Source organism: Rhodanobacter sp. OR87, assembly GCF_000473345.1.
Lineage (GTDB): Bacteria > Pseudomonadota > Gammaproteobacteria > Xanthomonadales > Rhodanobacteraceae > Rhodanobacter > Rhodanobacter denitrificans.
The window spans coordinates 199457-226048 of sequence record NZ_AXBJ01000001.1 but is presented as its reverse complement, the minus strand read 5'-3'; the positions used below and the strand labels follow the sequence as shown (position 1 = coordinate 226048).

Below are 26592 nucleotides of genomic sequence, written 5' to 3'. Positions count from 1 at the left end.
TCGAAAAATTCGATTGGAGGCAGCGATGGACGACCGCTATCTGCGGGTATTCCACGCCATTTGCCAGGCGCAGACCATGTCGGCCGCCGCGATGGCGTTGCATCTCAGTCAATCCACGCTGAGTTATCAGCTGGGACAGTTGGAGCAGTCGCTCGGGGTTGCCCTGTTTGAGCGCCAGGGCCGACGCCTGGTGCTGACGCTGGCCGGGCGGCGCATGCGCGATTTCTGCGACAGGCATTTCTCCGAGTACCGTCAGCTGCGGGCCGAACTCCAGCAGGCACAGCCGGACGCACCGCGGTTGCGTATCGCGGCGGTCAGCGTGTTCGGGCGCAACATCCTGGTGCCACATCTGCTGGCGCTCGCCGCTGGGGGCGTGCAAGTCGAGCTCAGTTTTCCTGTGGCCATCGACGTCTTTCATCGCCTGCTGGGAGGCGCGGTGAACCTGGGCTTCGTCCATTTCAAGCCGGTCATGGCCGGGCTTGCCTATCGGGTAGTCCATCGCGAGGAATACGTGATGATCCGCGCGCGGGGCCATGTCCGCTCGCGCACGCCGGCACCGTGGGACGAAAGTGCGTTCGTGACCTATGAGGAATGCGACTACCTCATCGCCCGCTGGTATCAGCGTTGCCTCGATCAGCCGCCGCCGCCTTATCGCAGCGTGGCGCACATGGAAGAGATAGAGGAGGTAGTACGCTGGGTCGCAGCCGGCCATGGGGTGGCGATCGTGCCCAGCTCCTGTCTCGGCCCTACGCACGTCAAGGATATCGAGACTCGGCAGACCGTCAGAAAATGTCCCAACGACGTGTATGCGGTATGGAGCGCCTCAGGCAAGCCCGATCCGCACGTGACCAGGTTGATACGCCGCGTCCGCGAGGCGACCCGCGCGGACTAAACGTGCTTGCGTGCGCAAGTAGCGCGCCGATCATCGACTGGCGTCGAGAAGATCGACGCGTTGTTTTCATCTTTTCCTGAACCCTGAAAAGACGAAAGCCGCCTGGAGAGGCGGCCTTCGTTTACAATTGGTGCCCAGGAGAGGACTCGAACCTCCACGGAGTTGCCCCCGCTAGCACCTGAAGCTAGTGCGTCTACCAATTCCGCCACCTGGGCAGGTGTCACGTCGCTCGGTGAGCTGCGTGAGCCGCGTAATTTAGGCATCTGCCGGCGGCTTGTCAACACTTTTTCACATCCATTCACTGCGACGTGGCATTCTCCGCGGCGCAAACATCACAAGGACCTTGAGTGACCAGAAAAACTCCCCCCCATTCCGGCAATTCCCAGGACTCGCGTTCCGCAAAGAAGCCCGCCAAGCGGGCGCCGCGAGCCGCCGCTGCACCCGACAAGCGCAACAAGGCTGCCGCAGGCGCCGTGCGCGATCCCCATGCCGATCGCGAGGCGCAGCGTTATGCGCGCCCGATTCCCAGCCGCGAGGCGATCCTCGCCCTGCTTGAAGAACGCGGCGAACTGCTGACCGAGGCGCGCATCGCCGAGGCGCTCGATATCCATGATGAAACCGACCTCGAGGCGCTGCGCAAGCGGCTTGCCGCGATGGTGCGCGACGGCCAGCTGCTGCTGGGCCGGCGCGGCGGCTACGCGCCGACCCAGAAACTCGACCTGATCGCCGGCGTGGTGCTGGCCAATGCCGAGGGCTACGGCTTCCTGCGCCCGGACGAGGGCGGCGACGACCTGTACCTGTCGCCGCAGCAGATGCGCGCGGTGATGCACGGCGACCGCGTGCTGGCCAGCGTGGTCGGCATCGATCGCCGCGGACGCCGGCAGGGCGCGATCGCCGAAGTGTTGCAGCGCCGGTCGCCGCGGCTGGTGGGCCGGGTGGTGATCGACGACGGCGTGACCCTGGTGACGCCCGACGACCGCCGCCTGAACCAGGACGTGATGATCAAGCCCGGCCGCGAGCTGGGCGCGCGTTCCGGCCAGATCGTGGTGGCCGAAATCACCGACCCGCCGACCCTGCAGCGCGGTCCGATCGGCGAGATCCGCGCGGTGCTGGGCGAACGCCTGCAGCCGTCGCTGGTGGTGGAGATGGCGATCGCCAGCCACGACCTGCCGCACGACTGGCCGGCCGAGGTGCTGCGCGACGCGGCGCAGGTGGAATCGACGGTGACCGCCGCCGAGCGCGAGGGCCGCACCGACCTGCGCAAGCTGCCGCTGGTGACGATCGACGGCGCCGACGCGCGCGACTTCGACGACGCGGTGTATGCCGAGCCCAGGCGTGGCGGCGGCTGGCGTCTGATCGTGGCGATCGCCGACGTCTCGCATTACGTGCAGGTCGGCAACGCGCTGGATCGCGAGGCGTTCGAGCGCAGCACCTCGACCTATTTCCCCGGCTTCGTGGTGCCCATGCTGCCGGAGACGCTGTCCAACGGCATCTGCTCGCTGAACCCGAAGGTCGAGCGGCTGTGCATGGTCTGCGACATGCAGGTCGACGCCGAAGGCAGCGTCGTCAAGTCGAGGTTCTACGACGCGGTGATGCTGTCGCATGCGCGGCTGACCTACGACAAGGTGTGGCAGGCGGTGGGCCTGCGCGAGCAGGATGCGCGCCACGAGGTGGCCGACGTGCTGCCGCAGCTGGAGCACCTGCACGCGCTGTACAAGGCGATGGCCGGCCAGCGCAGGCGCCGCGGCGCGATCGACTTCGAGACGCCGGAGGTGAAGTTCCGCCTCGACCAGACCGGCGGTGTCGAGTCGATGGGCGCCACCGAGCGCAACGACGCGCACAAGCTGATCGAGGAATGCATGATCGCCGCCAACGTGCAGGCGGCGCTGTTCCTGGAGAAGAAGAAAATTCCCGCGCTGTTCCGCGCGCACGAGCCGCCGCCGGCGGAGAAGTACGAGGACCTGCAGCAGTTCCTGCGCGAGTTCAAGCTGCGCATGCCGCCGGTGGACGAGGTGACGCCGGCGGATTTCGCCGAGCTCCTGGCGCTGGTGCGCGACCGCCCCGAGCGCGAACTGATCCAGAGCGTGCTGCTGCGCTCGCAGAGCATGGCCGCCTACCAGCCGGACAACCGCGGCCACTTCGGCCTGTCGCTGCAGGCATACGCGCATTTCACTTCGCCGATTCGCCGCTATCCGGACTTGCTGGTGCATCGCGCGATCCGCCACGCGCTGACCGGCCGCAAGCCCGCCGACTACGCTTACACGCCCGCCGAGATGGCGGCGATGGCGGTCCACTGCTCGCAGCGCGAGCGCCGTGCCGAGGAAGCCGAGCGTGACGTGGACGAGCGCTTCAAGTGCGCGTGGATGGAAAAGCACATCGGCAGCGAGTTCGACGGCGTGGTCACCGGCGTCACCTCGTTCGGCCTGTTCGTGGAGCTGGACGAGTCGAAGGTGTCCGGTCTGGTGCACATCAGCCAGCTGATGAACGACTACTACCACTTCGACGCCACCCGCAAACTGCTCAAGGGCGAGCGCACCGGCGCGCAGTTCCGCCTCGGCGACCACGTGCGCATCCAGGTGCTGCGCGCCAGCCTGGAGGATCGCAAGATCGACTTCCGGCTGGTCTCGCCGCGCACGCCGGCCCCGGCGCCGACCGGCAGCGGCAAGGCGTATGACTATGCCGCCGCGGGCGAACGGTATTCGCTGCCGAAGAAGGCTGCCGCCACGAGCAAGGCGCCGGGCATGTTCGGCCGCGCCGCCAAGGCGATCGGCCGCGCATTCGGCCGCAAGGAGGCCGAGGTCGCCGCACCGGCGCCGGCCCCGCGCAAGGCGGCGGTGAGCGATAATCCTCCGCCGCGCGCACAGCCGGCGGCAGCGCGCCAGCATGCCGGCGGCCAGCATCAGGCTCGCAGGGTCGAGCCGTCGTCCGACCGCCGCCCGCGCAAGGAGGGCTCGGCCAGGCGCGGACCGGCCCCGGCGGCGGCGTCGCCGGCGCCGAAGAAACACGGCGGCCGCAAACCGAAACCGAAAGGCAAGCCATGAGCGAGAGCTGGATCGTCGGGATCAACCCGGTCGAAGGTGCGTTGAGCAACGACGCCGAACGCGTGCGCGAAGTGCTGGTCGAGCACGGCCAGCGCAACGCCCGCGTGCTGGATCTGGCGGAGCGCGCGAAGAAACTGAAGATTCCGGTGCAGCATCGCCCGCGCGACGAGCTGGACAAGCTGGCCGGGGAGGCGCGACACCAGGGCGTGGTGGCGCGTTTCGAGGCGGCGCCGGCGGCGCATGAGAGCGACCTGGCGGCTCTGCTGGAGCGCGACGGCAGCGACACCCTGGTGCTGGTGCTCGACGGCGTCACCGATCCGCACAACCTCGGCGCCTGCCTGCGCAGCGCGGCGGCGGCGAAAGTCACCGCGGTGATCGTGCCGAAGGACCGTGCGGTCGGGCTGACTCCGGTGGTGCGCCGCGCCTCGGCCGGCGGCGCCGACCGGGTGCCGCTGATCGCGGTGACCAACCTGGCGCGCACGCTGCGCGAGCTGAAGGATGCCGGCGTGTGGATCACCGGCCTGGCCGGCGATACCGACACCACCGTCTACGGCATCGACTTCAACGGACCGGTGGCGCTGGTGCTGGGCAGCGAAGGCGAGGGCATCCGCCGGCTCACCCGCGAGCTGTGCGATTTCGTGGCGAAGATCCCGATGCCGGGCACGATGGAAAGCCTCAACGTCTCGGTCGCCACCGGCGTGGTGCTGTTCGAGGCCTTGCGCCAGCGGAGCGCGAAGCGATGAGCTTCTTCTGGTACGACTGGGCCGGTTACCTCGGCGTGGCGCTGGTGCTGCTGGCGTTCTTCCTGTTGCAGGAGCGCAAGCTGCAAGGCAGCGGGCTGGTCTATCAGCTGATGAACGTGCTGGGTGCGATCGGCGTGATGCTGTCGCTGGGCTTCGGCAATTTCAACTTGGCGGCGTTCATCATGCAGGTGGCCTGGCTGCTGATCGGCGGCTATGGCATCGTGCGCGGCATCCAGCGTCGCCGCGAGACGCGCGAGCGGTCGTAACTGCTCGCCGGCGCGGGGACGACCCCGCGCACTTTTCCATCGCGGGGACGGCCCTGCAGTACACCGGGGAGCGTCATCATGGCGTGGATCTATCTGCTGCTGGCCGGCTTGTTCGAAGTGGTCTGGGCCATCGGCCTCAAGTACACCGAAGGTTTTACCCGGCTGTGGCCCAGCGCCGGCACGCTGGCGGCGATGGCGGTCAGCATCGTGTTGCTGGCGCTGGCGGTGAAAACGCTGCCGATCGGCACCGCGTATGCGATCTGGACCGGCATCGGCGCGGTCGGTGCGGTGGCGCTGGGCATCGTGCTGTTCGGCGATCCGGCCACCTGGCCACGGCTGCTGTGCGTGGCGCTGATCCTGACAGGCATCGTCGGCCTCAAGCTCACCGCCGCCTAGGCGCCGGCCCCCAGCCGACAGGTTTCCGTGTCGGCCGGGCGGGTCATTCGCCGAGCTTGGTGGTTTCCGGACTGGAGGTGAGGTCGCGTTTGCTGCGCTGCTTGTCCAGCGGCTCGCCGGTGACCTGGAACCACACGTTCTCGGCGATGTTGGTGGCGTGGTCGCCGATGCGCTCGATGTTCTTGGCCATGAACAAGAGGTGGGTGCACGGCGTGATGTTGCGCGGGTCTTCCATCATGTAGGTGAGCAGCTGGCGGAAGTAGCCGGTATAGGCTTCGTCCAGTACCACGTCGTCCTTCCACACCTGGTAGGCGCGCTCGGCGTCGCGGTCGCGGTAGGCCGCCAGCACCTCGCGCACTTCGCCGGCGGCGAGCGTGGCCAGCTGGTGCAGGCCGCCGACCGGCGCCACCGGCGCCACCATCGACAGCGGGATCGAGCGTTTCGCCACGTTGGCGGCATAGTCGCCGATGCGCTCGATGTCCGAGGCGATGCGCAGCGCGGCATACACGTTGCGCAGGTCGCTGGCCATCGGCGCGCGCAGCGCCAGCAGGCGCACCACGTCGTGGCCGATTTCCTGCTCCAGCTGGTCGATCGCGTCGTCGTTGCCGACCACGCGCTGGGCGGCGCGCTCGTCGCGGCGTTCGAGCACGTCGATGGCCGCTTCCAGCTGCGTCACCGACAGCTCGCCCATGCGCACGATCTCGCCGGTGAGCCGGGCCAGCTCGCTGTCGTAACTCTTGATGATGTGGTCGGTGCCGGTGTTCATGGTGGGGTCCTGTGTGATCAGCCGAAGCGCCCGGTGATGTAATCCTCGGTCTGCTTCTTGCCCGGCTTGGTGAAGATCCTTTCGGTCTGGTCGAACTCGATCAGCTCGCCCAGGTACATGAAGGCGGTGAGGTCGGAGACGCGCGCCGCCTGCTGCATGTTGTGGGTAACGATGACGATGGTGAACTGGCTTTTCAGCTCTTCCACCAATTGCTCGATGCGACTGGTGGCGATCGGGTCGAGCGCCGAGGTCGGTTCGTCCAGCAGCAGCACTTCCGGCCGCAGCGCGATCGCGCGGGCGATGCACAGGCGCTGCTGCTGGCCGCCAGACAGGCCGAGCGCGTTCTGCCTGAGCTTGTCCTTCACCTCGTCCCACAGCGCGGCGCTGCGCAGGGCCTGCTCCACGCGGCCTTCCATGTCCGCCTTCGACAGCTTCTCGTGGTGGCGGATGCCGTAGGCGACGTTCTCGAAGATCGTCATCGGGAACGGTACCGGCTTCTGGAACACCATGCCGACCTTGCTGCGCAGGCGGTTCAGCGAATAGCCGGGATCCAGAATGTTGTCGCCGTCCAGTTCGATCGAGCCTTTCGCCTCCAGCTTCGGGTAGATCGCATAGATGCGGTTGAAGATGCGCAAGAGGGTCGACTTGCCGCAGCCGGACGGACCGATGATCGCGGTGACCTGCTTTTCCGGGATGTCCATGCTGATGCCTTTCAGCGCCTGGAAGCCGTCGTAGTAGAAATGCAGGTCGCGCACGACGAGCTTGGGCGCGACGGCTACCGCCGCTGCTGCCGCCCCCGGCGTCGGGTTCGTGGCGAGCGCGGAATCAGTCATGGGACACCTTGTTGCGGGAAAGGATCAGGCGCGAGGCCAGGCTGAGCAGCAGTACGAACATGGTGACCACGAATGCGCCGGCCCAGGCCAGGGCATGCATCGCGTCGCCCGGGTCGTTGGCGTACTGGTAGATGATCTGCGGCAGGCTGGACATCTTGTCCATCGGGTTGAACGCCATGTAGTTGTTGCCGAACGCGGTGAACAGCAGCGGCGCGGTCTCGCCGCTGATCCGCGCCAGCGCGAGCAGCACGCCGGTGATGATGCCAGAGCGCGCGGCGCGGATCAGGATCTGCAGGGTCAGCTTCCACTGCGGCACGCCCAGCGACAGCGCCGCCTCGCGCAGCGTGGACGGCACCAGCCGCAGCATTTCGTCGGTGGTGCGCACGATCACCGGCAGCGCGATCAGCGCCAGCGCCACGCCGCCGGCGAAACCGGAGAACGTGGTCGAACCGTGGGTGAGGGCGGTACTCGGCAGCACGATGATGGTGTAGACGAAAAGGCCCATCACGATCGACGGCGCCGACAGCAGGATGTCGTTGAGGAAGCGGATCGATTCGCCCAGCCGCGTGCGGTCGGCGTATTCGGCCAGCCAGGTGCCGGCCAGCACGCCGATCGGGGTGGCGATGCCGATGCCGATGAAGTTGATGATCAGGCTGCCGACCATCGAGTTCAGCAGGCCGCCGTCCTCGCCGTAGGCGGTGACCTTGGTGAACAGCTTCAGGTCCAGCGCACCGATGCCCTGGCGCAGGGTCTCCCACAGGATCCAGGCCAGAAAGGCCAGGCCGACCAGGGTGGCCAGCATGCTCAGCGTCATCGCCAGTGCGTTGGTGAGGCGCCGGCGCAGGTACAGCGCGCTCATCAGCGGCCCTCCTTGCTGGCCAGCCGGCGCAGCATCAGCCGCGCGATCAGCAGCACGATGAAGGTGACCACGAACAGCAGGAAGGCCAGTGCCATCAGCGCGGATTTCTGCAGGCCGACCGCCTCGCTGAACTGGTTCGCGATGGTCGAGGCGATCGAGGCGCCGGGATCGAGCAGCGAGGCCGACAGGTGCATCGCGTTGCCCAGCACGAAGGTCACCGCCATGGTTTCGCCCAGCGCGCGGCCGAGGCCGAGGAAGATGCCGCCGATCACCGCCGAGCGGGTATACGGCAGCACGATGTCCCACGACACCTCCCAGGTGCTGGAGCCCAGCGCATAGGCCGACTCCTTCAGCCGGGTCGGCACGGTCTGGAACACCTCGCGCATCACCGAGGAGATGAACGGGATGATCATGATCGCCAGCACGATGCCGGCGACCAGGATGCTGGCGCCGAACGGGTAGTCGCTGCCGAACAGCTTGCCGACGAACGGCACGTGTTCGGCCACCCACGACAGCTTGCCGTCGTCGGGCTTGTTGCCGAGGTTGCTGGTCAGCCACGGCTTGATGTGATCGGCGAAGAGCGGGGCGAAGATGAACAAGCCCCACATGCCGTAGATGATCGAGGGGATGCCGGCCAGCAGTTCGATCGCCGAGGCGACCGGCGTGCGCAACCAGGCCGGCGCGACTTCGGAAAGATAGACGGCGATGCCGAAGCTGATCGGCACCGCAATCAGCAGGGCGATGAACGAGGTGATCACCGTGCCGTAGACCGGCACCATGGCGCCGTAGACGTCGTTGCCGGGGTCCCACTCCGCGCTGACCAGGAAGTGCCAGCCGAACGTGCCGAAGGCGTCGCGGCCGCCCCACAGCGTGGCCCCGGCGGCGCCCAGCAGGGAGGCCAGCACGATCAGCGCGCAACCCTTCAGCAGCCAGCGGAACAGACGCTCGTGGCGCGCGTCGCGGCGGCTGCGCTGTTCCAGGATGTCGCTGGCCGGGAGGGCCGTGTCGGTCGCTGGCATGAGGATCCCGTGGTGCGGGTGGAAACTCGAAATCCCCCGCCGACAGGATCGGCGGGGGATTTCCTTTTACTGCATCAATGCTTGAACTCGGACGCCCAGTACGCTTCGATCTGGCTGACCAGCGAGGCCGGCAGCGGCACGTAATCCAGTTCGATGGCGGCTTGCTGGCCGTGCTCCAGCGCGGTCTTGAAGAAGTCGAAGGCGACCTTGCTGTTGCCGGCGTTCTTCGGCGACTTGTACATGATCACCCAGGTGGTGGCGGTGATCGGCCACGCCTGCTCGCCCGGCGCGTTGGTCATGATCAGGTTGAAGTCCTTGGCGCTGGCCCAGTCGGCCGTGGCGGCGGCGGCGGCGAAGGCATCGGCGGTCGGCTTCATGAAGTTGCCGCTGGCATTCTTCAGGTCGATCCAGGCGAGCTTGTTCTTCACCGCGTAGGCGTATTCGACGTAGCCGATCGAGCCCTTGATCTGGCGCACGTACTGCGAGACGCCCTCGTTGCCCTTGCCGCCCACGCCGGTCGGCCATTCCACGGCGGTGCCGAACTTCACCTTGCTGGCCCATTCCGGGTTGACCTTGGACAGGTAGTTGGTGAAGTTGAACGAGGTGCCCGAACCGTCCGAGCGATGCACGACGGTGATCTTGCCGGCCGGCAGGCTGAGGCCGGCGTTCAGCGCGGCGATCTTCGGGTCGTTCCAGTTGGTGATCTTGCCCAGGAAGATGTCGGCGAGGGTGGCGCCGTCCAGCTTGATCTGGTCCGCCCGCACGCCGGTGATGTTGACCACCGGCACGATGCCGCCGACCACGACCGGGAACTGACCCAGGCCGAACTTCTGCAGGTCCTCGGCCTTCATCGGCGCGTCGGAGGCGCCGAAGTCGATGGTGCCCTCCTTGATCTGCGCGATGCCGGCACCGGAGCCGACCGACTGGTAGTTCAGGTGGTTGCCGGTTTTCTCGGCGTACGCCGCCGACCACTTGGACATGACCGGGTAGACGAAACTGGAGCCGGCGCCGGTGATGTCGGTGGCGTGCGCGGCTGCACCGAAGGTCGAGGCCACGGCAAGCGTGGCGACGGCGGCGAAGCGAAGCGGGGATTTGTTGATGGTCAACACGGTAGCTCCTTGGAGGGAAGTCGGATGCGACCTCGCCATTTCAGGCTTTTCGTGTTGCCATTGGATGAAATGAATGTTGCAGGCGTATGACAAACTGTCACATGGCTGCGTCGTGCCGGGCGGGCCGGGCTGCCGCCCGGTCGCGTCCGGATGCGGAAGCCGGCGGGCGCTGCCGCCTCGAGGCAGCGCTCAGGCCGCGTCGACGAGCCCGCTGTGGGCCTGCTCGAACAGCTCCAGCTGACGCCAGCGGTTGATCACGCTGCAGAACAGTTCGGCGGTGCGCTCGGCGTCGTACACCGCCGAATGTGCCTCGCGGCTGTCGAAGGCGTGGCCGGCGGCCAGCACCGCCTTGCTCAGCACGGTCTGGCCGTAGGCGAGCCCGCCGAGGCTGACCGTATCGAAGCAGCTGAACGGGTGGAACGGGTTGCGCTTGTGGCCGCAGCGACGCACCGCCTGGTTCAGGAAGCCCAGGTCGAACGCGGCGTTGTGGCCGACCAGGATCGCCCGCTGGCAGCCGGTCCGGCGCACCGCTTCGCGCACCACGTGAAAGATGTGGTCCAGCGCCTGGCGCTCGGCCAGCGCGCCGCGCAGCGGGTTGTCCGGGTCGATGCCGGTGATCTCCAGCGAACGCGGGTCAAGGTTGGCGCCGGGGAACGGCTCCACGTGCGTGGAGACGGTGGGCTGCAGCTGCAGGTAGCCGCCTTCGTCCATGGCCAGCGGCACCGCGGCGATCTCCAGCAGGGCGTCGTGCTCGGCATCGAAGCCGCCGGTTTCCACGTCGACCACCACCGGCAGGAAGCCGCGAAACCGCTCGGCCATACGCGGTGCGGTGCTGTTGCTGCTGCTGAGAATATCCATCGGCGAAGCATATCAGCCGCGCCATGCGGCGCGGGATGCGACACTTTCCGGCGGCGCCGTGGCGTTGTCTTCAATGTGTCATCAAATCTGCACCCAACCGTAAAAATCCCCCGGCAGAATTGTTAACCAATCGCTAGCCAGCCATCGGATCGACGGGGCGATCGAGATGCTTTCCACCCACTTGCGGAGAATCACATGCGTTCCAAATTGATTGTGGTGGCGATTGCCGCCGGCCTTGGCCTGACCAGCGTTGCCGCTGCCGCGGCACCGGCGCAGAGCAGGACGGCCCCGGCCAGCAGCAGCGAAGTCGAGCAGCTGAAGGCGCAACTGGCCGCGCTGCAGGCCAAGGTGGACGAACTGGAACAGCGCACCGACGCCCAGTCCGAGATTAACGTCAGCACCGGCCAGGCGGTGGAGAAGGCCACCAATGTGACGGCGACCGGCGACAAGAAGCTGGCCGCGCTGGAGAAGGCGATCAACAACACCACGCTGTCGGGCAAGATGTTCTTCGACTTCACCAGCATCGACGACAAGAACAGCGACAAGGGCAAGAGCGACAAGTCCGGCTTCGGTCTGGATGTGAAGCGCTTCTACCTCGGCGTCGACCACAAGTTCAACGATATCTGGTCGGCCAACCTGACCACCGATTTCAACTATGTCAGCAACGACGGTCAGACCAATCTGTTCGTCAAGAAAGCCTATGTACAGGGCAAGTTCGACCAGGCCGCGGTGTTCCGCATCGGTTCGGCCGACATGCCGTGGATCCCGTTTGCCGAGAAGTACTACGGCTTCCGCTACGTCGAGAACACCCTGACCGACCGCCTGAAGTACGGCAACTCGGCCGACTGGGGCCTGCACCTGGGCGGCGACATCGGCGCCAGCAAGTCGCTCAACTACGCGGTCTCGGTCGTCAACGGCAACGGCTACAAGAACCCGGGCCGCAGCAAGGGCGTGGATTTCGAGGGCCGCGTTGGCTTCGTGCCGTTCGACAACATGATCGTGGCGGTGGGTGGCTACAGCGGCCATCGCGGCCAGGAGACCGAGAACATCAACGCACCGAATACCGCCCAGCGTGGCGATTTCATGCTGGCCTATGCCAGCGATGCGTTCCGCCTCGGCGCCGAGTACTTCACGGCGAAGAACTGGAACAACGTACTCACCACGACGACAGACAAAGCCGATGGCTACTCGCTCTGGGGCAGCGTGGCCGTGGCCGATGGCGTGAACCTGTTTGCCCGCTACGACAACGCCAAGCTCAGCAAGACGCTGGACAGCGCCAACAAGGATGTCTACTACAACGCTGGCGTCGAATTCCAGGTGACCAAGGGCTTCAAGCTGGCCGGTGTGTGGAAGCACGAGAAAGCCGACAAGTCGGTTGCCACTCCGGTGCCGCCGCACGTGCAGAACACCAAGACCAACGAGATCGGCGTGTTCGGCGAAGTGTCATTCTGATGCCATGCCGGTGACATGTGCGGGCGGCATGCTGCCTGCACGGGTTGAGTGACGGACGGTCTATCGCAAGGGAGTTCCACCCAGGGAAGGAAAACGGCGGGCATCAGCCCGCCGTTTGCTTTTTCGTGGAGCGGAAAGGCTGTCGTCAGCGGTTGTCCAGCGTGGCCCCGGTCAGCAGGCCGCGGGCCAGCATGCTGCATTGGCGCCGGTACAGCAGCAGCTGCCACTGGCGCCCGCCGAGTTGCCGCCACAGCACTGCCGAGCGCACCGCGGCGAGCAGGTTGGTGCGCACCTTTTCCACCACAGCGGTTTGCTGCAACTGCTGCGGGTTGCCGCTGACCATCACGCGCGGCTTCAGGATCGACAGGGTGGACGCATAGACTTCGGCCAGCCGGCTGCTGACCTGGCTGGAGCCCTGCCCGAAATGCTCGACCTGCCGCTGTGCGGCGACGATCCCTTGCTGCAGTTTCTCCAGCAGATCCGCGCGCGCCGACAGGCTGCGCTCCAGCCGCATCACGGTCACCGTCATGCGCGTCACTGACATGTCCGGAGTGCTTTCGTCCAGCTGTCCGATCAGGGTGCGCAGGCCCAGTCGCACGTTCGAGATGTTGCCGTACACGCCGACCACCGAAGGTGCGTCGATGCGGAATACGCTGGCCACGCTGGCTTCCATCGCGGCCTCGTCGCAGCGCCCCTCGTTGGCCAGCTGCTGGGCGAGCGCGCAGGCCTGGAACAGGCCGGCGAGGGCGAGCACGCGTTCTTCGGTCATGGAAAAAGTTTCAAACACGAGCTTGCGGTTCTCCTGCGGGGGACATGGGGAAGGGGGTGGATGCGGGCAGCAGGCCGCCGTAAGGCGCGTCGGTGGCGGCGATCACCGCGCCGCCGAGGCAGACCTCGCCATCGTAGAGGACCACCGACTGCCCGGGAGTGACAGCGCGCTGGGGTTCGTCGAAGCGTACCTCAAGTCCGTCGTCGGTCACGACGACCGCGCAGGCCTGGTCGGCCTGGCGATAGCGGGTGCGCGCGGTGCAGCGGAAGCGGGTGGCGGGCGCGGCGCCGGCGATCCAGCTGGGCGGCTCCGAGCGCAGCCGGCGCGAGTACAGCCAGTGGTTCTCGCCGCCCTGGGCGACGTACAGCACGTTGGCCGTCACGTCCTTGCCGACCACGTACCAGGCTTCGCCGCTGGCCCCGTGGCGGCCGCCGATGCCCAGTCCGTTGCGCTGGCCCAGGGTGTAGTACATCGCGCCCTGGTGTTCGCCGATCAGCTCGCCGTCGGGGGTGCGCATCTCGCCCGGGCAAGCCGGGATGTACTGCGCCAGGAAGCCGCGGAAATCGCGCTCGCCGATGAAGCAGATGCCGGTGGAGTCCTTCTTCGCGTGGGTCGGCAGCGTCGCCGCACGGGCGATCTCGCGCACGCGCGACTTCTCGATCCCGCCCAGCGGGAACAGCGTGGCGGCCAGTTGCTGCTGGCCCAGCGCGTGCAGGAAGTAGCTCTGGTCCTTGGCCGCGTCCACCGCGCGCAGCAGCCGGTAGTGGCCGTCCTTGCAGTCGATGCGGGCGTAGTGGCCGGTGGCGATCTTCTCGGCGCCGAGCGTGCGGGCCTCGTCGAGGAAGGTCTTGAATTTGATCTCGCGGTTGCACAGCACGTCGGGGTTCGGCGTGCGCCCGGCGCGGTATTCGGCGAGGAAATGCGCGAACACGCCGTCCCAGTATTCGGCGGCGAAGTTGCGCGCGTGGAACGGGATGCCGAGCCGGCCGCATACGGCCACGGCATCCTTGCGGTCGGCGTCGGCGGTGCAGGGGCCAGCGCGGTCGTCCTCCTCCCAGTTCTGCATGAACAGGCCTTCGACCTCGTAGCCGGCCTGCTGCAGCAGCAGCGCGGCGACCGAGGAGTCGACGCCGCCGGAGATGCCCAGCATCACCTTCATGGCGCGCCGCCTTCCGGCAGATGACCCAGGGCATCCAGCGGCAGCCGCCGGCCAGCCAGCCACAGGTCGATGCTGTGCAGGATCATCGGGCTGCGCAGGCGCTCGCCCAGCGCGGCGATTTCGGCGCGGGTCAGCCATGTGGCGCGGCGAATATCGGCGTCCAGCGGACGCTGCGGGTCGTGGCTCACTGCGCGGGCGGCGAAGCTGAAGCGGATCACGGCGTCGCCGTGCTCGGTGCTGCGCCACTGGTGCACGCCGATCAGGTGCTGCAGCTCGACCGTCCAGCCGGTTTCCTCCAGCGTCTCGCGCAGGGCTGCATCGGCAAAAGTTTCGCCGTCTTCCAGGTGGCCGGCCGGCTGGTTCCAGGCCAGCTGGCCATGAACCGCTTCCTCGACCATCAGGTAGCGCTCGCCGTCGGCCACCACGCAGGCGACGGTGACGTGCGGGCGCCAGATCTCGGCGGGGGTGCTGGAATCAGCCATGGTGGGCGGGGACTGGAAAAGCGGCCATTGTGCCATCACCTCCGTTGTCGCACCGCCGCAGGGGCGGCATCGGCACCGCGGCGTATACTTCGAACCAGAGATCACACCCAAGCAACCATGGCCCACGAACCCGAACATGAGCACGACAGCGGCCGCGGTCTGGCGCTGGAAACCGCGAAGCCCGAGGTGGCGCGCCCCCCGCTGTTCCAGGTGCTGCTGCTGAACGACGACTTCACCCCGATGGACTTCGTGGTCGAGGTGCTGCGTACCTTCTTCAACCTGGATCAGGAGCAGGCGGTGCAGGTGATGCTGCACGTCCACACGCGCGGACGCGGCGTGTGTGGTGTATTTACCCGCGAAGTGGCCGAAACCAAGGTAACCCACGTCAACGAATATTCACGTTCCCATCAGCACCCGTTGCTGTGCACTATGGAAAAGCTTTGAGCGACCCCATTTTGTGCTCGTTGCGGCGCTGAAGGCCGCTCACCACGCAAAGCGGAGACGATCCGAATGTTCAGCAAGGATCTGGAAGTCACCATCGGCCATTGCTACAAGCGGGCCCGCGAGCAGCGCCATGAATTCATGACGGTGGAGCACCTGCTGCTGGCGCTGACCGAAAACCAGTCGGCGCTCGGTGCCTTGCGCGCCTGCGGCGCGGACCTGCCGCGGCTGTCGGCCGACCTGGAACGCATCATCAACGAGACCGTGCCGGTGCTGCCGTCCGGCGACGAGCGCGACACGCAGCCCACGCTGGGCTTCCAGCGCGTGCTGCAGCGCGCGGTGTATCACGTGCAATCCTCCGGCCGGAAGGAGGTCACCGGTGCGAACGTGCTGGTGGCGATCTTCGGCGAGAAGGATTCACACGCGGTGTATTTCATGCACCAGCAGGAGATCACCCGGCTCGACGTGGTCAACTACATCTCGCACGGCATCGCCAAGATCGGCGACGAGCCGGCCGCGGGCGTGTCCGGTGGCGAGCGCGAGGGCGAGGAGGGCGGCGAGCCGAAGGGCAACCCGCTGCACGAGTTCGCCAGCAACCTCAACGAGCTGGCGCTGGAAGGCAAGATCGACCCGCTGATCGGCCGCACCGACGAGATCGAGCGCACCATCCAGGTGCTGTGCCGCCGGCGCAAGAACAGCCCGCTGTACGTGGGCGAGGCCGGCGTGGGCAAGACCGCGCTGGCCGAGGGCCTGGCCAAGCGCATCGTCGACGGCGAGGTGCCCGAGGTGCTGGAGGACGCCACGATCTGGTCGCTCGACCTGGGTGCACTGGTCGCCGGTACCAAGTACCGCGGTGACTTCGAGAAGCGCCTGAAGGGCGTGATCGCGCAGCTGAAGAAGCAGCCCGGCGCGATCCTGTTCATCGACGAGATCCACACCATCATCGGTGCCGGCTCGGCCTCGGGCGGCACCATGGACGCCTCCAACCTGATCAAGCCGATGCTGGCCTCCGGCGAGCTGCGCTGCATCGGTTCGACCACGTTCCAGGAATACCGCGGCGTGTTCGAGAAGGACCGCGCGCTGGCGCGCCGCTTCCAGAAGATCGACGTGGTCGAGCCGACCGTGGCCGATAGCATCGAGATCCTCAAGGGCCTGCGCTCGCGCTTCGAGGAGCATCACCACGTGGCGTACACCAACGAGGCGCTGAAGGCGGCGGTGGACCTGTCGGTCAAGCACATCCCCGACCGGCTGCTGCCGGACAAGGCGATCGACGTGATCGACGAGGCCGGCGCGCGCCAGCGGTTGCTGCCGGAAGACCAGCGTACCGGTACGGTCGACGTGAGTGAGGTCGAGTACATCGTGGCGAAGATGGCGCGGATCCCGGCCAAGCAGGTGTCGGCTTCGGATCGCGACGTGCTGCGCAACCTCGAGCGCAACCTGAAGATGGTGGTGTTCGGCCAGGACCCGGCGATCGAGGCGCTGGCCGCATCGATCAAGATGGCCCGTTCGGGCCTGGCCGATCCCTCCAAGCCGATCGGCTGCTTCCTGCTCGCCGGCCCGACCGGCGTGGGCAAGACCGAGGTGACCAAGCAGCTGGCGATGCAGCTCGGCATCGAGATGATCCGCTTCGACATGTCCGAGTACATGGAAGGGCATTCGGTGTCGCGGCTGGTCGGTGCGCCTCCGGGCTACGTCGGCTTCGACCAGGGTGGCCTGCTGACCGAGGCGGTGACCAAGCATCCGCACGCGGTGCTGCTGCTGGACGAGATCGAGAAGGCGCACCCGGACGTGTTCAACATCCTGCTGCAGGTGATGGACCGCGGCGTGCTGACCGACACCAACGGCCGCGAGGCGAACTTCAAGAACGTGGTGGTGGTGATGACCACCAACGCGGGCGCGGCGATCGCGGCGCGGCGCAGCATGGGCTTCGTCGAGCAGAAGCACGAGTCGGATGCGATGGAAGTGATCCGCCGCATCTTCACGCCGGAGTTCCGCAACCGGCTGGATGCGATCATCCAGTTCGCCGCGCTCGACTTCGAGCACATCCTGCGCGTGGTGGACAAGTTCCTGATCGAGCTGGAAAGCCAGCTGACCGACAAGCGGGTAAGCCTGGACGTGGACGCCGATGCCCGCCGCTGGCTGGCCGAGCATGGTTTCGACCCGCAGATGGGCGCGCGCCCGATGGCGCGGGTGATCCAGGAAAAGGTGAAGCGTGCGCTGGCCGACGAGTTGCTGTTCGGCAAGCTGGCCGAAGGTGGCGTGGTTCGCCTGAGCGTGGCGGACGGCGAACTGAAGGTCGACTGCAAGGCGGCCGAGAAGCTGCCGGCCGTGGTCGGGTAGGCGTGGCCGGGTAAGCCGGATGCGGGGCCAAAGCAAAGGCGGCGCATGGCGCCGCCTTTGTCATGTCCGGTGCCGCCGTCCCGCGGGCGCGGCAACCTGCAACGCCACCGCGATTACTTCATGCGGTACGTGATGCGGCCCTTGCTCAGGTCGTACGGGGTCATTTCGATCTTGACCTTGTCGCCGGTAAGGATGCGGATGTAGTGCTTGCGCATGCGGCCGGAGATGTGGGCGATGATCACGTGCCCGTTCTCCAGTTGCACACGAAACATGGTATTCGGCAGGGTCTCCTGGACCGTGCCTTCCATTTCGATGACGTCGTCTTTGGCCATGTGTTCCGGGGTTCACGCACAGCCGTCATGGCTGCGTAAGCCATCGATTATGCCACGGATGAGTGCATGGTTAAAGAATCATCAACGTCGGCCAGGATCGAGGCAGATCAGGCGAAATGCTCGTCCAGCTTGCGCCGGATCTCCTGTTCGATCATGCCCTTCAGCGGCGCCAGCAGCAGCCCCAGCTCGGCCTTGACCTGGATCGCGTCGCCGCCCACGGCGATCGAACCGCTGACGCCGGGCCGGGAAAACAGCAGGGTGTCGCCTTGCCAGCGTCCATTCATGCCGAATTTCTCGCGCATCCGTGTGGCCACCTGGTCGACTACGGCACGGGCTTCGGCAATTGGCAGCTGGTGCGGGCGGCGGATATCGATCTTGGGCATCGCGGCTTCCTGGCTAAAGGCACCATCTTAGAGCCTGTTCCGCCGCGGCAAGTCACCCGGCCGATGGCGGGACCAGGCGCCCTGGAGGCAGGGGGCGGATTCCTGATGCCATGCAGGTGCATGCTAGAGTTCCGCGGTCCATCGACCGGTTGATCCATGCGTATCGAATTCCCCCATGCGGCTCGTGAGGATTTTCATTGGGCGCAGATGCAGTTGCGCATCGGTAGCGCGCCCGACAACGACCTCGTGCTGGCAGCCAGCCAGGCGGCGCCGCAGCATCTGCGTATCCAGCAGGATCGTCGCGGCTGGGTGCTGCAGGTGCTGCCGTCGGCCGACCGCATCTACGTCAACGCGCGGCCAGTGCGCGAACGCGCCTTGCTGCGCGCCGGCGATGTGGTCAGCGTGGGCGACTGCCGCCTGCTGTTGCGTGACGATGAAGATCCCGCCCGGCGCCCGCCGCTGGACGTGCCCGAGCAGGACTGCTGCACGGTGGCCCTGCGTGCCGTGGCCGGCCCGCTGTCGGGCCGGGTACTGCCATTGCGGCACAGCCTCACGTTCGGACCGCACGGCGACTGCCCGCTGGAGTTGCCGCAAGGTGGCGTCGTGGCGCTGCGGATCTCCTGGGAGGGCGGCCAGCTGTGGCTGGAGACCACCCGCTCGTGCGAGCGCCACCCGCTCAGGGTCAACGGCGTGATGGTGCAGAAGCTGGCGCTGCAGCCCGGCGACCAGATCGGCGTGGCGATGCACCGCTTCGTGGTCGACGGGCCGGGCATGGAGCCGGAGATCGTGATGGCTGAAGCATTGCCGCCGCAGCTGCCGGAAGAGTCGGCCGGGCCGAGCGGGGAAGTGTGGTGGCTGATCGTCACCGCTGCCGTGCTGGCGCTGGGCATCGCGCTGGTCCTGCTGATTCGCTTCTGACAGTTGACGGCTTCATGCTGCGCCGCGCCATAATGCGCGGAACATCCTCGACAGGACGCAGGCGCACGTGAGCAGAGTCTGGAATTTCAGCGCCGGCCCGGCGGCGCTGCCGCTGGCGGTACTCGAACGCGCCCAGCGCGAGATGCTGGACTGGAACGGCAGCGGCGCCTCGGTGATGGAGCAATCCCACCGCGGCAAGCGTTTCATCGCGATGGCCGCCCAGGCCGAGGCCGACCTGCGCGAGTTGATGGGCATACTGGCCGACTACGCCGTGCTGTTCCTGCAGGGCGGCGCCACCCAGCACTTCGCGCAGATCCCGATGAACCTCGCCGGCGCGGGCGACAGCGCCGACTACGTCGTCAGCGGGCACTGGAGCGCGAAGGCGGCCAGCGAGGCCGGATCCTACGTGCGGGTGAACGTGGCCGCCAGCAGCGAGGCGGACGGCTACCTGCGGCTGCCGCCACTCGACAGCTGGCGGCTCGATCCGCACGCCGCCTACGTCCACTACACGCCGAACGAGACGATTCACGGCGTCGAGTTCCACGCCATCCCCGACGTCGGCGGCACGGTACCGCTGGTGGCGGACCTGTCCTCGAACATCCTGTCCGAACCGCTGGACGTGAGCCGCTTCGGGCTGATCTACGCCGGTGCGCAGAAGAACATCGGTCCGTCCGGCCTGGTCGTGTTGATCATCCGCCGCGACCTGCTGCAGCGGGCGGGCCGGCCGATGGCGCGGATCTTCCGCTATGCCGAACACGCCGCCGCCGACTCGATGCTCAACACGCCGAACACCTGGGGCTGGTACGTGGCCGGCTTGACCTTCCAGTGGCTCAAGGCGCAGGGCGGGCTGGGTACGATGGCCGAGCGCAACCGGCTCAAGGCCGAGCTGCTGTACCAGGCCATCGACGGCTCCGGCGGCTACTATCGCAACCCGATCGAGCCGTCCGCGCGCTCGCGCATGAACGTGCGCTTCACCCTGCACGACGGTGCGCTGGACGCCGCCTTCCTGCAGGAGTCCGAGGCCGCCGGACTGCTCGCGCTGAAGGGCCACAAGGCGCTCGGTGGCATGCGCGCTTCACTGTACAACGCGGTGCCGCCGGAGGCGGTCCAGGCGCTGGTGGCGTTCATGCGCGACTTTGCGCAGCGTCATGGCTGAGCGCACCAAAGCGGAATTTTCAGGCAAGATGCCGCTTCATCATTTGGACTTCCATCCATCCAGGCGGCTGAACGCATGACCGACCCGAAGACCCCGTTGAGCGAGATGCGCGAACGCATCGACAGCATCGACCGGCAGATCCAGCAACTGATTTCCGAACGCGCCAATCATGCGCGCACGGTGGCGAAGGTGAAGGGCGAGGGGCTTTCGGCGATCGACTATTACCGCCCCGAACGCGAGGCCCACGTGCTGCGCATGGTGGTGGACCGCAACCAGGGGCCGCTGTCCGACGTCGAGATGGTGCGGCTGTTCCGCGAGATCATGTCCTCCTGCCTGGCGCAGGAAGACCCATTGAAGATCGGCTTCCTCGGCCCGGAAGGCACCTTCAGCGAACAGGCCGTGCGCAAGCACTTCGGCCATGCCGCCTACGGCCTGCCGCTGGGCAGCATCGAGGAAGTGTTCCAGGAGGTCGCCGCCGGGCATGCCGATTTCGGCGTGGTGCCGGTGGAAAACTCCGGCCAGGGCATGATCCAGGTCACCCTGGACATGTTCCTCACCTCCGAAGCCACCATCTGCGGCGAGATCGAGCTGCGCGTGCACCAGTGCCTGCACTCGCGCAGTGGCAGGCTGGAAGACGTGCGCCGCATCTACGCCCACGCGCAGTCGCTGCAGCAGTGCAAGACCTGGTTGCGCATCAACCTGTCCGAGGTCGAGTGCATCGCGGTGTCGAGCAATGCCGAGGCGGCGCGGCTGGCGCTGCATGCCGACGATGTGGCGGCGATCGCCGGCGAAAGCGCAGGCAAGGTCTATCGGCTGAAGACGGTGGCGCAGGGCATCGAGGATCGCGCCGACAACACCACGCGCTTCCTGGTGATCGGCCGCTCGCTGTTCCCGCCTTCGGGCAACGACCGCACCTCGCTGCTGATCACGGTCAACGACAAGCCCGGTGCGCTGTACGACGTGCTCAGCCCGTTCGCCAGGCACGGCATCAGCCTGAACCGGATCGAGTCGCGGCCGGCGCATACCGGCAAGTGGCAATACGCGTTCTTCATCGACGTCTCCGGCCACATCGACGACGCCGCGCTGCAGGCCGCAGTGCAGGACATCGGCGCTTCGGCGGCGACCATCCGCGTGCTCGGTTCCTACCCGGTGGCGTTGCCTTGAGCGGCCGCCTGGACTGGAGCAGCCGGGCCAGCGGCCCGCTGCTCGGCAGCGTGCGCGTGCCCGGCGACAAGTCGGTCTCGCACCGCGCGCTGATGCTGGCGGCGATCGCCGAAGGCGACTCGCGCATCCGCGGCTTCCTCGAAGGCGAGGACACCCGCGCCACCGCCGCCGTGCTGGCGCAGCTCGGCGTGCGCATCGACACGCCGTCGCCCGGCGAGCGCGTGGTGCACGGCACGGGCCTGCACGGCCTGCGCGGCACGGCGCAGGCGCTGGACTGCGGCAACGCCGGCACCGGTATGCGCCTGCTGGCCGGCCTGCTGGCCGGGCAGGCGTTCGACAGCACGCTGGTCGGTGACGCCTCACTGTCGAAGCGGCCGATGCGCCGGGTGACCGATCCGCTGGCGCTGATGGGCGCGCGCATCGACACCCGGGACGGCCTGCCGCCGCTGTACGTGCATGGCGGCCAGCCGTTGCAGGGCATCCGCTACGAGCTGCCGGTGGCCAGTGCGCAGGTGAAGTCCGCGCTGCTGCTGGCCGGCCTGTACGCTGCCGGCGACACCGAGATCATCGAGCCGCATCCGACCCGCGACTACACCGAGCGCATGCTGGCCGCGTTCGGCTGGCCGATCGCGTTCGCGCCGGGCCGGGCGAAACTCTCCGGCGGCCATGCGCTGCGTGCCACCGACGTCGAGGTACCGGCCGATTTTTCCTCGGCGGCGTTCTTCCTGGTCGCCGCCAGCATCGTGCCGGGTTCGCAACTGCGCCTGCCGGCGGTGGGCCTCAATCCGCGCCGCACCGGTCTGCTGCAGGCGCTGCGCCTGATGGGCGCGGACATCACGATCGAAAACGAACGTGAAGCCGGCGGCGAGCCGGTGGGCGATCTCGTGGTGCGTCACGCGCCGCTGCACGGCGTCGAACTGCCCGAGGCGCTGGTGCCGGACATGATCGACGAGTTCCCCGCGCTGTTCGTCGCCGCCGCGGTGGCGGTCGGCACGACGGTGATCCGCGGCGCGGCCGAACTGCGGGTGAAGGAGTCCGACCGGATCGCCACGATGGCTGCCGGCCTGCGCACGCTCGGCGTGGCGATCGAGGAAACCCCGGACGGCGCGATCATCCACGGCGGCCGGTTGGGCGGCGGCACGGTGGCAAGCCATCTCGACCATCGCATCGCGATGAGTTTCGCGGTGGCCGGGCTGGTCGCCGCCGGGCCAGTGCGGATCGACGACTGCGGCCATGTCGCCACCTCGTTCCCCGGCTTCCTGGAACTGGCCAACGACTGCGGCTTCGCCTTGCAGGCCATGACCTGACCTCATTCCACCGACCGGAACCACCATGTCCAACGCCGTGCCCCCGTTCATCGTCGCGATTCCCGCCCGCTACGGCTCGACCCGGCTGCCGGCCAAGCCGCTGCGCGCGATCGACGGCGTGCCGATGGTGGTGCGGGTGGCGCAGCGTGCCCTGCAGGCCGGCGCCCGCCAGGTGGTGGTGGCGGTGGACGACCGGCGCATCGCCGATGCGCTGGCCGGCCAGGAGGGCGTGGACATCTGCATGACCCGCAGCGACCACGCCTCGGGCAGCGACCGGCTGGCCGAGTGCGCCAGCCACTACGGCTGGGCCGACGACAGCATCGTGGTGAACCTGCAGGGCGACGAGCCGTTCGCGCCGGCCGCCGGCATCCGCGCGGTGGCACAGGCGCTGGCCGGCGACGACGCGCCGATGGCGACCCTGGCCACGCCGATCATCGATGCCGAGGAACTGTTCGACCCGAACGTGGTGAAGCTGGTGCGCGCCGCCAATGGCCGCGCGCTGTACTTCAGCCGCGCGCCGTTGCCGTGGGCGCGCGACGCGTTCGCCATCGACCGCCACGCACTGCCGTCCGGTTCGCCGTTCCTGCGCCACATCGGCATCTACGCCTACCGCGCCGGCTTCCTGGATCGTTACAGTCGCCTGCCGCGCACGCCGCTGGAGCAGACTGAATCGCTGGAACAGCTGCGCGTGCTGGAGCATGGTCACGCGATCGCGGTGCGGCTGACTCCGCAGCCGTTTCCGCCAGGCATCGACACCGAGGCCGACCTGGAACGTGCCGAACAGTGGTTGCGCGCGCAGCGTTGAGCCTCCATGTGATGGGCTCATCGCCGCTAGAATGAGCCCATGCAGTCCGCGCAACCGCTCCCCTTCGACGGCAAGGCCTTCGTCCGCACGCTCACCACTTCGCCTGGCGTCTACCGCCATTTCGACGCGGCCGGCGAACTGCTCTACGTGGGCAAGGCGGGCAACCTCAAAAAGCGCGTCGGCAGCTATTTCCTGAAGCCGCGGATGGAGCCGCGCATCGCCGCGATGGTGGCGCAGATCGCTCGCGTCGAGATCACCGTGACGCGCACCGAGGGCGAGGCGCTGCTGCTGGAGTCGCAGCTGATCAAGTCGCTCAAGCCGCGCTACAACATCCTGCTGCGCGACGACAAGAGCTACCCGTACATCTACCTTTCCACCGGCGAGGATTACCCGCGGCTGGCCTTCCATCGCGGCGCGAAGAACCTGCCGGGACGCTACTTCGGGCCGTACCCCAGCGTCTACGCGGTGCGCGAAAGCCTCAACCTGATGCAGAAATTGTTCAAGGTGCGCCAATGCGAGGACAGCTATTTCCGCAACCGCACGCGCCCCTGCCTGCTGTACCAGATCGGCCGCTGCAGCGCGCCGTGCGTGGGGCTGATCAGCGTGGAGGACTACCGCAACGACGTGCGCCACGCCGAGATGTTCCTGGAGGGGCGCAGCAATGCGGTGATTGACGAGCTGGCCGAGGCGATGGAGCAGGCCAGCAAGGCGCTGCAGTTCGAGCGTGCGGCGAAACTGCGCGACCAGGTGGCTGCGCTGCGCCAGCTGCAGGCGCAGAATCACGTGCAGGGTGCCAGCGCCGACATGGACGTGATCGCCTGCCGCATCGAGGCGGGCATGGCCTGCGTCAGCGTGCTGTTCTTCCGCAATGGCATCAGCCTGGGGACGCGCGACTTCTTCCCGCGCCTGCCGCTGGATGCCGAGCCGGCCGACGTACTGGCGCAGTTCATTGCGCAGTACTACCTGGACCGACCGGTGCCACGCGAGCTGATCCTGGGCGAGGCGCTGGCCGACCAGGCCATCCTCGCCGAACTGCTCGGCCAGTACGCCGGCCGCGCGGTCGAGTTGAAGTCCAGCGTGCGCGGCGAGCGTGCGCAGTTCCTGCAGATGGCCGAGCGCAATGCGCAGGCCTCGTTGACCGCACGGCTGGCCAGTCGACAGACCCTCGGCACGCGCTTCGACGACCTGCAGAAGGTGCTGGGGCTGGACGAGTCGCCGCGCCGCATCGAATGTTTCGACATCAGCCACACGCTGGGCGAGCTGACCGTGGCCTCGTGCGTGGTGTTCGGTCCGGAAGGGCCGGAAAAATCGCACTACCGCCGCTTCAACATCACCGGTATCACGCCCGGTGACGATTACGCGGCGATGCACCAGGCGCTGACCCGGCGCTTTCGCAAGCTGGCCGAAGGCGAGGGTGCGCGTCCGGACGTGCTGCTGATCGACGGCGGCGGCGGGCAGGTGGCGCAGGCACTGGAGGTGCTGAAGGAACTTGGCGTCGACGGCATCGAGGTGGTCGGCGTGGCGAAGGGACCGGGCCGACGCGCTGGCGAGGAAACGCTGGTACTTGCCGACTCCGGCCGTGAGCTGCATCCGGGGTCATCGTCGCCCGCGCTGCACCTGGTCGCGGCGGTGCGTGACGAGGCCCACCGCTTCGCCATCAGCGGCCATCGCAAGCGGCGCGAGAAGGCGCGCGAGCACAGCGTGCTGGAAGACGTGCCGGGTATCGGCGCACGCCGGCGTACCGCCTTGCTGAAGGCGTTCGGCGGCATGCAGGGACTGGAGCGCGCCGGCGTCGAGGAACTGATGCAGGTGAAAGGAATCGACCGCGGTTTGGCCGAGCGCATCTACGCCAGCCTGCATGGCTGAACATCGGCGCGCGCCTTCACTCGGCAGTGGCGCGCGGTCATGCGAAACTGCAACCAATCATCGGGACGAATCATGCACATCAACCTGCCGACCTGGCTGACCCTCTTCCGCGTTGCGCTGTTGCCGGTCATGGTGGTGGTGTTCTACCTGCCGTTCGCGGGGCACAACATCACGGCGGCGGTCGTGTTCGTGCTGGCGGCGGTCACCGACTGGCTCGACGGCTACCTGGCGCGGCGGATGAATCTCACCTCCGCCTTCGGCGCGTTCCTCGACCCGGTGGCCGACAAGCTGATGGTGGCGGTGACCTTGTTCCTGCTGGTCGAGTCGCATCGCGGCGGCTGGCCGGGCGTGCTGATGGCGGTGACCGCGGCGGTGATCGTCGGGCGCGAGATCAGCGTGTCGGCGCTGCGCGAGTGGATGGCCGAGATCGGCATGCGCGCCACCGTCAAGGTCGCCTTCATCGGCAAGCTGAAGACGGTGATGCAGATGGTCGCGCTGGTGGTGCTGATCGTGCAGCACGAGAAAGCCGCGGAGGCGTTGCGGCTGTACCACATCGGCGAGGCGCTGCTGGTGATCGCCGGCGTGCTGACGATCTGGTCCGGCCTGCATTACCTGCGCGCCGCGTGGCCGAGCCTCAGCGCCGACGGTGCGTCGAGCAAGCGCGCGGCCGAGTGAGGGAACCGAGCCGGGCGACGCGGACTTGACGATCCGCATTCACGTATTAGAATGCGCGGCTCCGATGCGGGAATAGCTCAGTTGGTAGAGCACGACCTTGCCAAGGTCGGGGTCGCGAGTTCGAGTCTCGTTTCCCGCTCCAGTTTGCAGACAAAGCCCCGGCCTGTCCGGGGCTTTGTCGTATGGGTGCCTCTCGCGCCGGTCATGCCGAAAACCAGGGGGCGAGGCTATTCACAAGCGACTTCGTTCTGCTATGATTCGCGGCTCCGATGCGGGAATAGCTCAGTTGGTAGAGCACGACCTTGCCAAGGTCGGGGTCGCGAGTTCGAGTCTCGTTTCCCGCTCCAGTTTTCAAGCAGACCTCGGCCTACCGGGGTTTTGTTTTTTAGAGGCAACCTGCGATCATCACGGTTGCGATGCACCAAGCAATGGCCAGGTGGCAGAGTGGTCATGCAGCGGACTGCAAATCCGCGTACGCCGGTTCGATTCCGACCTTGGCCTCCATTGCGCAACCGGCTGCCGGACAGCCGCAGGAAACCCGCCCCCCGGCGGGTTTTTTTG

General features: G+C 67.2%; 26 protein-coding genes and 4 tRNA genes. 18 read left to right on the top strand and 12 right to left on the bottom strand.

Annotated elements, in window-relative coordinates; genetic code table 11:
- Window positions 1-25: 25 nt before the first annotated feature.
- Window positions 26-892, top strand: coding sequence for a LysR family transcriptional regulator (locus RHOOR87_RS0100990; RefSeq protein WP_007508622.1), 867 nt, complete (start codon window positions 26-28; stop codon window positions 890-892).
- Window positions 893-1020: 128 nt separating this feature from the next.
- On the opposite strand, the gene RHOOR87_RS0100985 is transcribed toward RHOOR87_RS0100990, so the two are convergent.
- Window positions 1021-1107 (bottom strand) — tRNA-Leu (locus RHOOR87_RS0100985).
- 258 nt (window positions 1108-1365) lie between these two features.
- Between RHOOR87_RS0100985 and rnr the strand changes: the two genes are divergently transcribed.
- The 4 genes from rnr to sugE all read left to right on the top strand — a co-directional run bounded on the left by rnr (window position 1366) and on the right by sugE (window position 5338).
- Window positions 1366-3933, top strand: coding sequence for a ribonuclease R (gene rnr / locus RHOOR87_RS0100980; protein ID WP_043795187.1), 2568 nt, complete (start codon window positions 1366-1368; stop codon window positions 3931-3933).
- Window positions 3930-4676 (top strand): 23S rRNA (guanosine(2251)-2'-O)-methyltransferase RlmB, encoded by a 747-nt coding sequence (rlmB, locus tag RHOOR87_RS0100975; RefSeq protein ID WP_027483972.1) that lies wholly within the window; start codon window positions 3930-3932, stop codon window positions 4674-4676. Before rnr ends, rlmB begins: the two co-directional genes overlap by 4 nt.
- Complete coding sequence (locus tag RHOOR87_RS0100970; protein WP_027483971.1) at window positions 4673-4942, top strand: hypothetical protein; 270 nt, start codon at window positions 4673-4675, stop codon at window positions 4940-4942. Before rlmB ends, RHOOR87_RS0100970 begins: the two co-directional genes overlap by 4 nt.
- Window positions 4943-5020: 78 nt before the next feature.
- On the top strand, window positions 5021-5338 hold the full coding sequence (gene sugE / locus RHOOR87_RS0100965; RefSeq protein ID WP_007508613.1) for a quaternary ammonium compound efflux SMR transporter SugE: 318 nt from the start codon (window positions 5021-5023) through the stop codon (window positions 5336-5338).
- Between the two features lie 43 nt (window positions 5339-5381).
- On the opposite strand, the gene phoU is transcribed toward sugE, so the two are convergent.
- The 6 genes from phoU to rnt form a co-directional block, all read right to left on the bottom strand.
- Complete coding sequence (gene phoU, locus RHOOR87_RS0100960) at window positions 5382-6104, bottom strand: phosphate signaling complex protein PhoU (protein WP_007508611.1); 723 nt, start codon at window positions 6102-6104, stop codon at window positions 5382-5384.
- A 17-nt stretch (window positions 6105-6121) separates the two neighbouring features.
- Entirely contained in the window at window positions 6122-6937 is an 816-nt protein-coding gene (gene pstB, locus RHOOR87_RS0100955; protein ID WP_007508609.1) for a phosphate ABC transporter ATP-binding protein PstB, read from the bottom strand.
- Window positions 6930-7796, bottom strand: a complete 867-nt coding sequence (gene pstA, locus RHOOR87_RS0100950; protein ID WP_007508606.1) for a phosphate ABC transporter permease PstA — start codon at window positions 7794-7796, stop codon at window positions 6930-6932. Before pstA ends, pstB begins: the two co-directional genes overlap by 8 nt.
- Window positions 7796-8815 (bottom strand): phosphate ABC transporter permease subunit PstC, encoded by a 1020-nt coding sequence (gene pstC, locus RHOOR87_RS0100945; RefSeq protein WP_007508604.1) that lies wholly within the window; start codon window positions 8813-8815, stop codon window positions 7796-7798. The genes pstA and pstC overlap by 1 nt, the downstream gene beginning before the upstream one ends.
- Window positions 8816-8889: 74 nt before the next feature.
- Entirely contained in the window at window positions 8890-9921 is a 1032-nt protein-coding gene (gene pstS / locus RHOOR87_RS0100940) for a phosphate ABC transporter substrate-binding protein PstS (protein WP_007508603.1), read from the bottom strand.
- 192 nt (window positions 9922-10113) lie between these two features.
- On the bottom strand, window positions 10114-10782 hold the full coding sequence (rnt, locus tag RHOOR87_RS0100935; protein ID WP_007508602.1) for a ribonuclease T: 669 nt from the start codon (window positions 10780-10782) through the stop codon (window positions 10114-10116).
- Between the two features lie 195 nt (window positions 10783-10977).
- Between rnt and RHOOR87_RS0100930 the strand changes: the two genes are divergently transcribed.
- Window positions 10978-12234, top strand: a complete 1257-nt coding sequence (locus tag RHOOR87_RS0100930; RefSeq protein WP_007508599.1) for a porin — start codon at window positions 10978-10980, stop codon at window positions 12232-12234.
- Window positions 12235-12379: 145 nt separating this feature from the next.
- Here the strand turns inward: RHOOR87_RS0100930 and hflD are convergent, their stop codons facing one another.
- The 3 genes from hflD to RHOOR87_RS0100915 are packed head-to-tail and all read right to left on the bottom strand — an operon-like array spanning window position 12380 to window position 14644.
- Window positions 12380-13003, bottom strand: a complete 624-nt coding sequence (gene hflD / locus RHOOR87_RS0100925) for a high frequency lysogenization protein HflD (RefSeq protein ID WP_007508597.1) — start codon at window positions 13001-13003, stop codon at window positions 12380-12382.
- 10 nt (window positions 13004-13013) lie between these two features.
- The gene (mnmA, locus tag RHOOR87_RS0100920) at window positions 13014-14162 is read right to left on the bottom strand and encodes a tRNA 2-thiouridine(34) synthase MnmA (RefSeq protein WP_027483970.1); all 1149 of its coding nucleotides are present in this window, start codon (window positions 14160-14162) and stop codon (window positions 13014-13016) included.
- Window positions 14159-14644 carry an NUDIX hydrolase gene (locus tag RHOOR87_RS0100915; RefSeq protein WP_037115253.1) on the bottom strand — a complete coding sequence of 162 codons (486 nt, stop codon included), beginning with the start codon at window positions 14642-14644 and terminating at the stop codon, window positions 14159-14161. Before RHOOR87_RS0100915 ends, mnmA begins: the two co-directional genes overlap by 4 nt.
- 117 nt (window positions 14645-14761) lie before the next feature.
- On the opposite strand from RHOOR87_RS0100915, the gene clpS reads away from it, so the two are divergent.
- Together clpS and clpA are read left to right on the top strand one after the other, a co-directional pair.
- Window positions 14762-15088 (top strand): ATP-dependent Clp protease adapter ClpS, encoded by a 327-nt coding sequence (gene clpS, locus RHOOR87_RS0100910; RefSeq protein WP_027483968.1) that lies wholly within the window; start codon window positions 14762-14764, stop codon window positions 15086-15088.
- Between the two features lie 66 nt (window positions 15089-15154).
- Window positions 15155-17425, top strand: a complete 2271-nt coding sequence (gene clpA / locus RHOOR87_RS0100905) for an ATP-dependent Clp protease ATP-binding subunit ClpA (protein ID WP_027483967.1) — start codon at window positions 15155-15157, stop codon at window positions 17423-17425.
- A 113-nt stretch (window positions 17426-17538) separates the two neighbouring features.
- On the opposite strand, the gene infA is transcribed toward clpA, so the two are convergent.
- Both infA and RHOOR87_RS0100895 read right to left on the bottom strand, forming a co-directional pair.
- Window positions 17539-17757: a translation initiation factor IF-1 gene (gene infA / locus RHOOR87_RS0100900; RefSeq protein WP_007508585.1), complete on the bottom strand. Its 219-nt coding sequence runs from the start codon at window positions 17755-17757 to the stop codon at window positions 17539-17541.
- Window positions 17758-17864: 107 nt separating this feature from the next.
- The gene (locus RHOOR87_RS0100895; protein WP_007508581.1) at window positions 17865-18140 is read right to left on the bottom strand and encodes a polyhydroxyalkanoic acid system family protein; all 276 of its coding nucleotides are present in this window, start codon (window positions 18138-18140) and stop codon (window positions 17865-17867) included.
- Between the two features lie 156 nt (window positions 18141-18296).
- Here RHOOR87_RS0100895 and RHOOR87_RS0100890 point away from each other — a divergent pair, with 156 nt between their 5' ends.
- The 10 genes from RHOOR87_RS0100890 to RHOOR87_RS0100845 all read left to right on the top strand — a co-directional run bounded on the left by RHOOR87_RS0100890 (window position 18297) and on the right by RHOOR87_RS0100845 (window position 26535).
- Window positions 18297-19058: an FHA domain-containing protein gene (locus RHOOR87_RS0100890; protein ID WP_015447511.1), complete on the top strand. Its 762-nt coding sequence runs from the start codon at window positions 18297-18299 to the stop codon at window positions 19056-19058.
- Window positions 19059-19125: 67 nt separating this feature from the next.
- Complete coding sequence (serC, locus tag RHOOR87_RS0100885; RefSeq protein ID WP_027483966.1) at window positions 19126-20214, top strand: 3-phosphoserine/phosphohydroxythreonine transaminase; 1089 nt, start codon at window positions 19126-19128, stop codon at window positions 20212-20214.
- 75 nt (window positions 20215-20289) lie between these two features.
- Window positions 20290-21378 carry a prephenate dehydratase gene (pheA, locus tag RHOOR87_RS0100880; RefSeq protein ID WP_027483965.1) on the top strand — a complete coding sequence of 363 codons (1089 nt, stop codon included), beginning with the start codon at window positions 20290-20292 and terminating at the stop codon, window positions 21376-21378.
- A complete protein-coding gene (gene aroA / locus RHOOR87_RS0100875) occupies window positions 21375-22685 on the top strand; it encodes a 3-phosphoshikimate 1-carboxyvinyltransferase (protein WP_027483964.1) in 1311 nt (436 codons plus the stop codon). Before pheA ends, aroA begins: the two co-directional genes overlap by 4 nt.
- Window positions 22686-22710: 25 nt before the next feature.
- Window positions 22711-23490 (top strand): 3-deoxy-manno-octulosonate cytidylyltransferase, encoded by a 780-nt coding sequence (gene kdsB, locus RHOOR87_RS0100870; RefSeq protein ID WP_007508571.1) that lies wholly within the window; start codon window positions 22711-22713, stop codon window positions 23488-23490.
- 39 nt (window positions 23491-23529) lie between these two features.
- The gene (uvrC, locus tag RHOOR87_RS0100865) at window positions 23530-25356 is read left to right on the top strand and encodes an excinuclease ABC subunit UvrC (RefSeq protein WP_027483963.1); all 1827 of its coding nucleotides are present in this window, start codon (window positions 23530-23532) and stop codon (window positions 25354-25356) included.
- A 72-nt stretch (window positions 25357-25428) separates the two neighbouring features.
- Window positions 25429-26031 (top strand): CDP-diacylglycerol--glycerol-3-phosphate 3-phosphatidyltransferase, encoded by a 603-nt coding sequence (gene pgsA / locus RHOOR87_RS0100860; protein WP_007508567.1) that lies wholly within the window; start codon window positions 25429-25431, stop codon window positions 26029-26031.
- Window positions 26032-26097: 66 nt separating this feature from the next.
- A tRNA-Gly gene (locus RHOOR87_RS0100855) sits at window positions 26098-26173 on the top strand.
- Window positions 26174-26302: 129 nt separating this feature from the next.
- Window positions 26303-26378, top strand: a tRNA-Gly gene (locus RHOOR87_RS0100850).
- Window positions 26379-26461: 83 nt separating this feature from the next.
- Window positions 26462-26535: transfer RNA gene (locus RHOOR87_RS0100845), tRNA-Cys, on the top strand.
- Window positions 26536-26592: the final 57 nt, after the last annotated feature.